Below are 11,541 nucleotides of genomic sequence, written 5' to 3' on the forward strand. Positions count from 1 at the left end.
GCGCTCCTTCCGGTCACCGCGCGGGCCGGTCCTGACCGGACCCGCCGGGTCCGCCGGGTCCTGCGGGTCCGCCCGGTCCTCCGGTCGCGTGGACGAGTTCCGGCGACGCCGTGTCCAGCGGCACCTGCCAGGAGCGGACGAGGCCGAGCTGTACGGCCTGCCGGGGCAGTGCGGCGTCCAGCAGCCAGTCGGCGGCGACGCGCACCCGGTTGCCCGGCATCGCGGCCAGGTGGTAGCCGCGGGTGACGGCTCCGGCGACCGGCCCCGACAGCGGGACACCGAGCGGGTTGGCGGCGGCCTTGACCCCGCCGAGGTCCACGGCGAAGCCCAGGTCGCCGTGGTGGTACAGGGCGGGTTCGCCGTGTCCGAGGGACGCGGCGACGTTCCGTGCGGCCGTACGCCCCTGCCGGGACGCGTGCTGCGCCGTCATGGCCGTGAACTCGCCGGGCCGGCTCAGATCGGGTACGGCGGCGGCGTCGCCGCACGCGAAGACCTCGGGCCTGCCGGGGACGCCCAGCTCCGGCGAGACGAGGAGGCGGCCGCGCTCCACGGGCAGGCCGAGTTCCGAGACCAGCGGGTCGGGACGGACGCCGACGCACCAGATGAGCGACCGGGTGCGGACGAACTCGCCGTCGCTCAGACGGACTCCCCGGGAGGTGGACTCCTGGACGGACGTGCCGGTGCGCACCTCGACCCCCCGGTCGCGGAGCACCCGGTCGGCGGTGGCGGCCAGCCGTTCGTCGAGGCCCGGCAGGACGCGCGGCGCCACGTCGAGGAGCATCCAGCGGGGCCGTACGCCGGTGGGCCACACGGGCTGCCTGCGGACCAGCGCGTCGGTGAACATCTTGCCGTGCGCGGCGACCTCGGTGCCGGTGTAGCCGGCGCCGACGACGACGAACGTGCAGCGGGACGCGCAGTGGGCGGGATCGCCCTCCGCCGCCGCCAGCTCTATCTGCCGGGTGATGTGATCACGCAGGTACAGGGCCTCCGGCAGGCCCCGGAAGCCGGTGGCGTGCTCGGCCACGCCGGGGATCGGCAGCAGCTTGCTGACGCTGCCGACGGCCAGGACCAGCCGGTCGTACGCGATGGCGCCGCCCGCGCCCTCGGGGTCGGTGAAGTGCACCCTCCGGTCGTCCAGGTCGATCCGGTCGGCGTGGCCGAGGACCAGCCGGACGTGGCGGAGGGTGCCGGGCAGGGACACGGTCACGCGGCGAGGCTCCAGGATCCCGGCGGCGACCTGCGGCAGCAGCGGCAGGTAGAGGAAGTAGTCGGTCGGGTTGAGGAGCACGATCTCGGCATGGCCGCGCAGGCGGTGGCTCAGGCCGCGCGCCGCCTGATAGCCGGCGAATCCGGCTCCGACGATCAGAATGCGCGGCCTGTCGCCGGACGGGCCGGCGAGCGGGCTGGCGGACGGGGTCACGGGTGCCTCCAGCGTCATGTCCGGGTGCGGTCGGGTCGTCCGGCCGGGCCGGACGGGACCTTCCCGGTGCCCCTGAGACCCACCGCCAAACCGCGCCGCCCGGACCGCGCGAGCCACCCGAGCCGCGCGACGAGGCCTTGGCAGCCCGCACCGCCCGCGCGCCCCGTGAGGGAAGGCCGCGGCCCCGGGTGGGCCGGACGCGGGGGGTGTCCGCGCCCTGGCGGGTCGGGCGCGGTGGTGGCTCAGGCGCGGTGGTGCGGCGTCTCCGGGTCGGTGGGCGGCAGCGGCGGTACGCCCTCGTCTTCCAGCGCCCCTGTGTCCAGGGGCTCCGTGTCCTCGGGCTCCGTGTCCAGGGGCTCCGTGTCCAGGGGCTCCGTGTCCAGGGGCTCCGTGTCCAGGGGCTCCGTGTCCAGGGGCTCCGTGTCCTCGGGCTCCGTGTCCAGGGGCTCCGAGTCCAGGGGCTCCGTGTCCTCGGGCTCCGTCCCCTGCGGGGCCGTGCCTGGGGCGGCGGGTCGCGGTCCGCGTGCCGTCTCGCCCTCTGGGGCGTCGGCGGCTGACCGCCGCGCGGGGCCCCGCCCCACCAGCGCGCGGAGGGTGTCGAGCAGCTTCGCGTCCATGCGGCGGCGGGTACCCGCGCCCCCCGACCGGCTAACGACGCCCCACTCACCGTCCCAGCATACGAGAAGCGGGTCTCATCATTCGACATGATCGCGTACCGTGACGGCTCTGCCGCTCCATCGGACGAGAGGACGGAACGCCGCCATGACGGACGCTGTCTACACCCACGGGCACCACGAGTCGGTCCTGCGCTCGCACCGCTGGCGCACGGCCGCCAACTCGGCGGCGTACCTGCTCCCCGAACTGCGCCCCGGCCTGGACGTCCTGGACGTGGGCTGCGGCCCCGGCACCATCACGGCGGACCTGGCCGAGCGGGTCGCTCCCGGCCGGGTGACGGCCGTGGACGCCGCCGGTGACGTACTGGCGCAGGCGCGTGCCGTCGCCGTCGAACGCCATCTGCGGAACGTGGAGTTCGCGGTCGCGGACGTGCACGCCCTGGACTTCCCCGACGCCTCCTTCGACATCGTGCACGCGCACCAGGTGCTCCAGCACGTCGGCGACCCGGTGGCGGCGCTGCGCGAGATGCGCCGGGTGTGCCGGCCCGGCGGTGTCGTCGCGGTCCGGGACAGCGACTACGCGGCGTTCGCCTGGTACCCCGAGCCGCCGGTCCTGGACGAGTGGCTGGAGCTCTACCGCCGGGTGGCCCGCGCCAACGGCGGTGAACCCGACGCGGGCCGCCGGCTGCTGTCCTGGGCGCGGCAGGCCGGGTTCACGGACATCACCGCCACCGCGTCGACCTGGTGCTTCGCGACGGACGCCGAGCGCGCGTGGTGGAGCGGGCTGTGGGCCGACCGCACCACGGCCTCGGTGTACGCGCGGCTCGCCGTGGAGGGCGGCCACGCCACGGAACAGCGGCTGGCCGCGATCGCCGACGGCTGGCGCGACTGGGGCCGGAGCGACGACGGGTGGTTCATGGTGCCGCACGGCGAACTGCTCTGCCGGGTCTGACGGAGGAACGGATCTCACTCCCCGGCCGGGGCAACTACCCTCGTCCTCATGGAGATTCTCGGCACCACGCTGCGCGTCTGCGTCGACGACCTGGAGTCCTCGGTGGCGTTCTACGAACGGCTCACCGGCGGTTCCGCGCTCCGTTTCGAGCGCGGGGGCGTCTCCGTGGCGGCCGTCGGCTGCTTCCTGCTGATGAGCGGACCTGAGGCGGAGCTCGACATCCTGCGGAGGGTGACGGCGACGATCGCGGTCGAGGACGTGGACACGGCGCACGCCGCACTCACCGAGGGCGGCGCACGGGTGCTGGCGGGCCCGGTGCCGACGCCGGTGGGCCGCAATCTGATCGCGGTGCACCCGGACGGTTCGGTCTTCGAGTACGCCGACCGCCGCCGCTGAGCCCCGAGCCGCCGCCACGGGGAGTCGTGGGCGACGGCCGGTGGCGGCAGCCGGTGGCGACGGTCGTGCGCCGACGGCGTCAGGCGGGCATCTCCGCGGTGATCGCCCAGCGTTCGTGGTCGCGCCAGGCTCCGTCGATGTGCAGTATCGCCGGTGAGAACCCCTCCAGCCGGAATCCCGCGCGGCGCACGAGCGCCAGCGAAGCCGCGTTGCCGGGCTGGATGTTGGCCTCCAGCCGGTGCAGGGACAGCGGGCCGAAGGCATGGCGCAGGACGAGCCGTAGCCCTTCGCTCATCAGGCCGCGGCCCGCCGCGTGGGCGAAGGCGCCATAGCCCAGCGCGCCGCACTGGAAAGCGCCGCGGACGATGTTGTTGATGTTGACGAACCCGGCGACGGCGCCCGAGTCGCGGGCGCAGACGAGGAACGACTCCCTCGCCGGATCCTCGATCAGGGCGCGCGCCCAGGGCGTGTACGCCCCGGTCGTCTCGGGCGGGAACAGCCAGGGCCGGTGCAGTTCCCGGCTCTCGGCGGCGCGGGCGGTGAACTCGTCGGCGTCGGCGAGGCGGAGCGGCCGGATGCCCACCGTCGGCCCTTCGGCGACGAAGGCGGGGCGAGCACCGGAACGGGCGCCGAGCCGGGGACCGTGAGCGGGGCGGGGACCGGACCCGCCGATGGCGGACACCGGTCACGCCCCCGCGACGGACGTCGACCGGGGCTGGGGCTGGGGCCGGGGCTGGGGCCGGGGCTGGGGCTGGGGCTGGGGCTGCCAGAGGTAGCGGACGTCCGGCTCCCGCTCCTCGTTGCGCCCGCCGTCGGTGTACTCGACGGCGACGAAGCCGTGCCGCTCGTAGAACCGCCGCGCAGGTCCGTTGACCTGGAAGGCCCACAGGCCCAGTCCGTCGGGCCGCCGCCGCTTGGCGAGGTCCATGAGGCGGTCCCCCACCCCGCGGCCGCGCCACGACGGATCGAGGTAGAGCTGCTCCAGTTCCGCGCCGTCCAGCACCAGGAGCCCGACCACCGAGTCGTCGGCGACCGCCACCCACGACTCGGCGCGCGGCACGACCACATGACGGAACCAGGCCCGCACCCCGTCGTCGTCGTGCGCGCGGCGCACCTGCGGCAGCGCGGCGGTGAAGGAACGCAGCCATACGTCGGCCATGTCGGCCGCGTCGGAGTCCTCGGCACGCCGGAGGACGAGCTCAGTGGTGTTCACAGCGCGCGACTATCGCAAACAAACGGGCGCGGCGCATCCCGATAAGGGCGCGGGCCCCCGCGAGCCGCCCCGCCAGCCCGGCGGAACGCCAACCCGGCGCCCATGCCCGCCCGGCGGAACGCCCGCCCGGCGGAACGCCCGCCGCCCCCGGTGGCCGGGACGGTGGGTCCGGCCGCCGGGGGCGGCGGTGTGAGCGGGAGGGGGAACCCTCGCGGGCGGTGTCCGCCTCAGTAGCCGCTGGTGTCCGCCTCAGTGGCCGCTGACGATGAGCGGCTCATCGGACCCGGCGGTGTCGGCGGTGTCGGGGCGCCGGATGAGCAGCGCGGTGAGCACACCGACGCCGAGCATGCCCAGGGCGATGTACATGGCGTGCTGGTAGCCGGCCTCGGTGACGCCGCCGGCGTCGCTGCCCGCGGTGATCATCGCGGAGGCGAGGGCGATGCCGAGGGACGCCCCGATGCCGAAGCAGGCTCCGTTCAGACCGGAGAGGGAGCCGGGCTTGTCCTTCGGGGCGGTGGTGACGGCGAGACCGTTGAGGCCGGTGAGCATGAAACCGCCGTACGTCACACCGAGCGCGGCCAGCGAGGTGATCAGGATCCACTGGGTGTGCAGGAAGAGCGTGGCGACGAGGAAGATCGCGAAGTTGGCGACCGCGCCGACGACCACGATCGTGCGCCAGCCGATCCTCGGCCCGATGCGGCCGGTGAGCGGTGCGGAGATGACGCCGATGAGCTGGATCGGGGTGAGGAACAGGATCGCGGTGGTGACGGCGGTCATCCCGAGGCCGACCCGGGCGTCCTGGGCGAACAGCGGGATGGTGAGGGCGATCGCGCCGAACGCGCCGCCGAGGGTGCAGATGGTGGTGAGGAGCAGCGGCCAGGCGCGGCGCGACGCGAGCACGTCGATGTCGATGACCGGGTCGTCGGCGCTCTTCTGGGAGACGACGAAGAAGGCGAGCGAGGCCACGCCGCCGAGCAGGAAGCCGAGGGTCAGCCCGGAGGTCCAGCCCCAGGTGGCACCCTGGGCGAGGCCGACAAGGACGCCGGTGAGGCCGAGCGAGAGCGCGGTGATGCCGCGGGAGTCGAAGCGGCCGCCCGCGACGGTGGTCGGCGGGGTGTCGGGGACGTGACGGCGGACGAGCAGCAGGCCCGCGACGGCGATCAGGGCCGAGCAGACGAAGATGCCGCGGAAGCCGATGGTGTCGGCGATCTGACCGCCCGCGATGGCGTCGACGCCCGCGAGGCCGCCGTTGACGGCGGTGATGATGCCGGCCGCCTTGCCGAACCCGGCGGGGGTCAGCACCTGGTTGAGGGTGAGGAAGGCCAGGGTGAACATCGCGGCGGAGACGCCCTGGAGGACGCGGCCGAGGATGAAGACCTCGATGTTCGGCGCGAAGACGCAGAACAGGTTGCCGATGATCAGGACGACGGCGCAGATGAGCATCATCGGCTTGCGGCCGCGCCGGTCGCTGAGCCGGGCCAGGGTGACCTGGCCGATGGCCGCCATCAGGAAGAAGAGGGTCTGCGACAGGCCCGCGGCGGCGGGAGTGGTGCCGAGACGCTCGATGACATCGGGGAGTGCGGGGCTGAGCATGGTCGCGTTGATCTGGTAGCCGAGTACGGCCAGTACCAGGGCGAACAGCATCGGGCCACGGCCCGCGAGATCGGATTCGGCTCCGGAACGGGTCCGGGCGAGCATGGTCGACATGTCGGCCCCTTTGCCTTGGATGTCAGGTCGAGAACGGGTGCGATGAGCCTTGCCATCCATGCTTGTCAGACAAGTGCTGACCTCAGATTGGAATCTACGCGCGTAAAACGCAAGGTCCACCGGTCCGTGGAACCGGCCACAAACGGGCCGAAAGTCCCTCCCGGCCCCGTCATGCCGCCCCGCACCGCCACTTCCGCCCCGCCGATCCGGGCGACCCGCGCCCCGGGCGCATTGCCTCGGCCGGGCAGGCTCCGCTTAGCTTGGCGACAAGTGAGCCGAGGAGGAGCAGTGGTGGTCAGCGCAGAACAGCGGCGGCCGGTGGTGGTGCTGTACGAGCGGATCGCCGACGCGATCCACGCGGGCGTCTACCCGCCGGGCTCCACCCTGCCGTCCGAGCCCCGGCTCGCCGCCGAGCTCGGCGTCAGCCGCCCGGCCCTGCGCGAGGCGCTGCTCCTGCTCCAGGAGGACGGTCTGCTGACCGTGCGGCGCGGGGTCGGCCGCACGGTCAACGACCGGCCGCCCCGGCGCGGCTTCGAGCACATCCAGCCGCTGGAGGAGCTGATCGGCGGCGGCGCGCACGTCCGCGTACGGGCGCTGCTGCGCACCGTCGAGGAGCCGACCGACTTCACCACCCAGCACCTGCTCGCGCCCGCCCGCGCCGAGCTGCGGTTCTGGGAGTCGCTGCTGGCGGCGGACGGCGTGGCGGCGGCGCTCAGCCAGGAGTGGGCGGCCGCCGACGACGTGCTGGACCGGGCGCACCCCGGCTTCGCGCGGGCGCTGCGGGACGAGCCGGCCCCGGAGCGCACGTCGATGCTCGCCGTGCTGGTCGGCGCGGAGCGGGGAGTGGCGCTCAGCGCGCACAGCGCGGTGACGGCGACGCTGGTGGGGCAGCGGCGGGGCGAGCAGCTGAACCGGGCGGCCGACACCCCAGCCGTACTGATCACGCAGGTCGTACGGGTCGGGGACACGCCGATCCTGGCGGCCAAGCACATGCTGCCTACGGGTGCTCCCGCGCTTCCGCTGCTCCAGTCGAACTGAGCCGTCCGGCGCCGGGGCGGTGGCCCTGTCGGCCACGTCACGGCGCCCGTCCGGGGCGTGCCCTACACTCCCGTCATGCACTTGTCTGACAACCTCGCCCCCGCTGCCCCCGCCGTGAGCGACTGGATCCGCCAGGCGCCGAAGGCCGTCCTCCACGACCACCTCGACGGCGGCCTGCGCCCCGCCACGATCATCGAGCTCGCCCGCGCGTGCGGCTACACCGGTCTGCCGACCGAGGACCCGGACGAGCTCGCCGTCTGGTTCCGTGACGCGGCCGACTCCGGCTCGCTGGAGCGGTACCTGGAGACGTTCGCCCACACGTGCGCGGTGATGCAGACCCGTGAGGCGCTGTTCCGGATCGCGGCCGAGTGTGCCGAGGACCTGGCGGCGGACGGCGTGGTCTACGCCGAGGTGCGGTACGCCCCCGAGCAGCACCTCGACGGCGGTCTGACCCTGGACGAGGTCGTCGAGGCCGTCAACGACGGCTTCCGTGAGGGCGAGCGCCGCACCGGCGGGCGGATCACCGTCGGCACGCTGCTGACCGGGATGCGGCACACGGACCGGTCCCTGGAGATAGCCGAGCTCACCGTCGCCCACCGCGAGCGCGGCGTGGCCGGGTTCGACATCGCGGGCGGCGAGATCGGCAACCCGCCGGCCCGGCACCTGCCGGCCTTCCAGCACCTCAAGCGGCACAACTGCCACTTCACCATCCACGCGGGCGAGGCCGTCGGCGCCGAGTCGATCCACGAGGCGGTGCAGGTCTGCGGCGCCGAGCGGATCGGCCACGGCGTGCGCATCACCGACGACATCGCCGACGACGGCACGCTCGGCCACCTCGCCGCGTACGTCCGGGACAACCGCATCGCCCTGGAGGTCTGCCCGACCTCCAACCTGCAGACGGGCGCCGCGAAGGACTACGCCACGCACCCGATCGACCAGCTGCGCCGGCTGGGCTTCAGGATCACTCTGAACACGGACAACCGGCTGGTCTCCGGCACCACCATGAGCCGGGAGTTCCAGCACATGGCGGACGCGTTCGGCTACGGGCCCGAGGTCTTCGAGGAGTTCACGGTCGCCGCCGTGGAGGCCGCGTTCCTGTCGCTGCCCGAGCGCCGCCGCATCATCGACGAGATCGTCCGTCCCGGGTACGCGGCCCTCACCGACGCCGGCTGACACCGACCGACCGACCGCCGACCGACCGCAGACCGGCCCCCGCTCGCCGACGCGCGGGGAGCGTTCCGCCGCCGCGTCACGCGGAGCCGTCGGCGTCCAGCGCGGGCACCTCCACCGTGAGCGTGCCCGCGTCGGCGTCCAGCAGCGCCGGCACCCCGAGCGGCACGGTCAGGGTCGTCGGGCCGTGCCCGAAGCCCAGCTCCTCCACGACCGGGACACCGAGCCCGCCCAGCCGGTCCAGCAGGACCGCCCGCACGTCGTCGTAGGGGCCGCACTCCGCCCAGGAGCCGAGCGCGATCCCCGCCACGCCGTCCAGCAGCCCGCTGCGCAGGAGCTGGGTGAGCGCGCGGTCCAGCCGGTACGGCTCCTCACCGACGTCCTCGAGCAACAGCAGCCCGCCGCGCAGCGACGTCCGCCCGTCGGGCGTACCGATCCCGGCGGTGAGCAGCGACAGGCAGCCGCCCACGGTGACGCCGCGGGCCCGCCCCGGCACCAGCGCCCGTGCCTTCGCGTGGCCGAGCGTGCGCACCGTCTCGGGGGCGAGGAGCGTCGCCCGCAGCGCCTCCCGGGTGGCGGCGTCCTCCAGGAACGGCACCGCCGCGGGCATCGGCGCGTGCAGCGTGGCCAGGCCCATGCGCAGGGCGAACGCCTCGTGGAGCGCCGTCGCGTCGCTGAACCCGGCGAACACCTTGGGTCCTGCCGCCCGCATCGCGTCCCAGTCGAGGAGGTCGACCACGCGGTGCGCCCCGTAGCCGCCGCGGGCGCACAGCACCGCGGCGAACGCGGGGTCGCACCAGGCGTCCTGGAGGTCCCGGGCACGGGCCGCGTCGTCGCCCGCGAGATACCGGTGCCGGGGGTGGGTGTCCAGGGCGTGCGGCATGGCCACGGGGTCGAGGCCCCAGCCGCGCAGCAGGTCGAGCCCGGCCCGGAGCCGTTCGGCGCGTACCGGTCCGCTGGGGGCGACGACGGCGACCCGGTCGCCCTGGCGCAGCCGCCGGGGGCGTACGGACGGCCGGATCGGCACCGTCACTTCTTCAGCTCCAGCGGCGGGACGTCGAAGCGGGTGATGCCGAACGTCTGCAGGTACAGGGAGAGTTCGGACTCCAGGACGCGGACCATGGTGTCGGCCCTGCGGAACCCGTGGCCCTCGCCCTCGAAGGCGATGTAGGCGTGCGGGACGCCGCGCCCCGCCATCCGGGCCAGGAACCGTTCGCTCTGCACGGGCGGGCAGATCACGTCGTCCAGCCCCTGGAGCAGCAGGAACGGGGCGCCGATCCGGTCGACATGGGTGAGCGGCGACCGTTCGCGGTAGCGGCCGGGGACCTCCGCGAGCGGCCCGATCAGGGACTCCAGGTACCGCGACTCGAAGTCGTGGGTCTCGCCGGTGCCCCAGCCGGTCAGGTCCAGGATCGGGTAGAGGATCGTGCCGCAGGCGTAGACGTCGGTGGTGGCGAGCGACGCGGCGGCCGTCCAGCCGCCCGCGCTGCCGCCGCGGATCGCGAGCCGTGCCGGGTCGGCGGTGCCCTCGGCGGCGAGCGCCTCGGCGACGGCGGCGCAGTCCTCGACGTCCACGACGCCCCACTGTTCGCGCAGCCGCTCGCGGTAGGCGCGCCCGTAGCCGGTGGAACCGCCGTAGTTGACCTCGGCGACGCCGATGCCGCGTGAGGTGAAGTAGGCGATCTCCAGGTCGAGGACGAGCGCGGCGTGTCCGGTGGGGCCGCCGTGCGCCCACACCACGTAGGGCGGCAGTTCGTCGTCGGGGGCGACCCGGTCGGGGTTGTGCGGCGGGTAGACGTGGGCGTGGATCTCGCGGTTGTCGGGCCCGGTGAAGGTGCGGATCTGGGGTTCGGGGTAGTACGCGGGGTCGACCGGGTCGTCGTGGGCGGAGCCGACGACCCGGGCGCGCCCGGTGCCGGTGTCCAGCTCGACCACCTCGTAGGCGCTGCGGGGGCTGGCGGCTACGCCGATGACGCGGCTGCCGTGCGCGGCGAGGGTGGGCGCCCACTCGGTCCAGGGCCCAGCGGCGTCCACGAGTTCGCCGGTCTCGGGGTCGAGGATGGCGAGGGCGGTGGCGCCCCGGCCGTGGATGACGGCGACGAGGCCGCTGTCCAGCGGCTGGAACCACTTGAGGCCGATCTTCCACAGCGGCCCGCCGAACTCCTCCGCGCGTCCGGCGCACAGACCGGTCCCGGATGTGCCGGTGTCTCCGGGCCGTACGCGGTGCAGTTCCCACCAGCCGGTGCGGTCGGAGACGAACAGCAGGGAGCCGTCCGCCGCCCAGTCCACCTGGCAGATCGACTCGTCGGGGCCGCCGACCACCTGCGTTACGCCGGTGAACGGGCCCGTCCGCGTGATGTCGCCGACCATCGCCACCGTGCCGTCCCACGGCATGCGCGGGTGGTCCCAGGCGATCCACGCGGCCTGCCGCCCGTCCGGCGAGACCCGGGGTCCTGTGACGAACCGGTGCCGGTCGTCGGTCAGTTCGCGTACGGCGGCCCGGTCGTCGGCGGCCGACCCGTCGAGCGGCACCGCCGCGATCACCCGGCGGACGTCCTCGGGTCCTTCGCCGGTGAACTCCTCCAGGACGCACCAGACCTCGCCCAGGTCCTGGCGGATGACCGGGTCGGCCCAGCGCAGCCCGCCGCCGACCGGGGACACCGGGGTGAGGGGGCGCGGATCGGCGGTGCCGTCCGGTTCGTACGCGTACAGCCGCTGGTCGGGGAAGTGGCAGAAGACGACGAGCGGTCCGGCGCCGCCGGGTCGTGCCGTGCCGGCCCAGGGCTGTCCGCCGTACTCGATGACCCTGCTGCGCACGTTCCACGGCGCCGGCAGGACCGGTTCCTCGGTGCCGTCCGCGCGCTTGCGCACGAGGGCGCGTCTGCCGGCCTCGGCCGGGCGCGGCTCCGTCCACCACACCTCGTCGCCGACGACGCCGGCGTACTCCGGATGGCCGTCGTGCGCGGCGGCGAGGCTCGCGTCGATCGGTGACGGCCAGGTTCCGTAGGCCCCCATGGGCACCATGGACGGG

General features: G+C 74.4%; 11 protein-coding genes. 4 read left to right on the forward strand and 7 right to left on the reverse strand.

Annotation, left to right across the window (positions count from 1 at the left end; translation table 11 throughout):
- Nucleotides 1-13 precede the first annotated feature (13 nt).
- Both ACGF5U_RS18310 and ACGF5U_RS18315 read right to left on the reverse strand, forming a co-directional pair.
- Nucleotides 14-1,420, reverse strand: coding sequence for an NAD(P)/FAD-dependent oxidoreductase (locus tag ACGF5U_RS18310; RefSeq protein ID WP_392715724.1), 1,407 nt, complete (start codon nt 1,418-1,420; stop codon nt 14-16).
- A gap of 242 nt (nt 1,421-1,662) precedes the next feature.
- Nucleotides 1,663-2,037 carry a hypothetical protein gene (locus ACGF5U_RS18315; protein WP_392715722.1) on the reverse strand — a complete coding sequence of 125 codons (375 nt, stop codon included), beginning with the start codon at nt 2,035-2,037 and terminating at the stop codon, nt 1,663-1,665.
- A gap of 145 nt (nt 2,038-2,182) precedes the next feature.
- Between ACGF5U_RS18315 and ACGF5U_RS18320 the strand changes: the two genes are divergently transcribed.
- A complete protein-coding gene (locus ACGF5U_RS18320) occupies nt 2,183-2,986 on the forward strand; it encodes a class I SAM-dependent methyltransferase (protein ID WP_392715720.1) in 804 nt (267 codons plus the stop codon).
- Nucleotides 2,987-3,034: 48 nt separating this feature from the next.
- Nucleotides 3,035-3,382, forward strand: a complete 348-nt coding sequence (locus ACGF5U_RS18325) for a VOC family protein (protein WP_392715718.1) — start codon at nt 3,035-3,037, stop codon at nt 3,380-3,382.
- Nucleotides 3,383-3,461: 79 nt separating this feature from the next.
- Here the strand turns inward: ACGF5U_RS18325 and ACGF5U_RS18330 are convergent, their stop codons facing one another.
- From ACGF5U_RS18330 to ACGF5U_RS18340, 3 genes are all read right to left on the reverse strand, one after another.
- Nucleotides 3,462-3,965 carry a GNAT family N-acetyltransferase gene (locus ACGF5U_RS18330; RefSeq protein ID WP_392715716.1) on the reverse strand — a complete coding sequence of 168 codons (504 nt, stop codon included), beginning with the start codon at nt 3,963-3,965 and terminating at the stop codon, nt 3,462-3,464.
- A 102-nt stretch (nt 3,966-4,067) separates the two neighbouring features.
- Nucleotides 4,068-4,595 carry a GNAT family N-acetyltransferase gene (locus tag ACGF5U_RS18335; protein WP_392715714.1) on the reverse strand — a complete coding sequence of 176 codons (528 nt, stop codon included), beginning with the start codon at nt 4,593-4,595 and terminating at the stop codon, nt 4,068-4,070.
- Between the two features lie 249 nt (nt 4,596-4,844).
- Nucleotides 4,845-6,302: an MFS transporter gene (locus ACGF5U_RS18340; RefSeq protein ID WP_392715712.1), complete on the reverse strand. Its 1,458-nt coding sequence runs from the start codon at nt 6,300-6,302 to the stop codon at nt 4,845-4,847.
- A 288-nt stretch (nt 6,303-6,590) separates the two neighbouring features.
- Here ACGF5U_RS18340 and ACGF5U_RS18345 point away from each other — a divergent pair, with 288 nt between their 5' ends.
- Together ACGF5U_RS18345 and ACGF5U_RS18350 are read left to right on the forward strand one after the other, a co-directional pair.
- The gene (locus tag ACGF5U_RS18345; protein WP_392715710.1) at nt 6,591-7,340 is read left to right on the forward strand and encodes a GntR family transcriptional regulator; all 750 of its coding nucleotides are present in this window, start codon (nt 6,591-6,593) and stop codon (nt 7,338-7,340) included.
- 75 nt (nt 7,341-7,415) lie between these two features.
- Entirely contained in the window at nt 7,416-8,513 is a 1,098-nt protein-coding gene (locus ACGF5U_RS18350; protein WP_392715708.1) for an adenosine deaminase, read from the forward strand.
- Nucleotides 8,514-8,589: 76 nt separating this feature from the next.
- On the opposite strand, the gene ACGF5U_RS18355 is transcribed toward ACGF5U_RS18350, so the two are convergent.
- Together ACGF5U_RS18355 and ACGF5U_RS18360 are read right to left on the reverse strand one after the other, a co-directional pair.
- The gene (locus tag ACGF5U_RS18355; RefSeq protein WP_392715705.1) at nt 8,590-9,543 is read right to left on the reverse strand and encodes an LD-carboxypeptidase; all 954 of its coding nucleotides are present in this window, start codon (nt 9,541-9,543) and stop codon (nt 8,590-8,592) included.
- Entirely contained in the window at nt 9,540-11,534 is a 1,995-nt protein-coding gene (locus ACGF5U_RS18360; RefSeq protein WP_392715703.1) for a prolyl oligopeptidase family serine peptidase, read from the reverse strand. Before ACGF5U_RS18360 ends, ACGF5U_RS18355 begins: the two co-directional genes overlap by 4 nt.
- Between the last annotated feature and the right edge of the window lie 7 nt (nt 11,535-11,541).

The sequence above is a fragment of the Streptomyces sp. NPDC047886 genome, from assembly GCF_043204435.1.
In the GTDB taxonomy this organism is placed as follows: domain Bacteria; phylum Actinomycetota; class Actinomycetes; order Streptomycetales; family Streptomycetaceae; genus Streptomyces.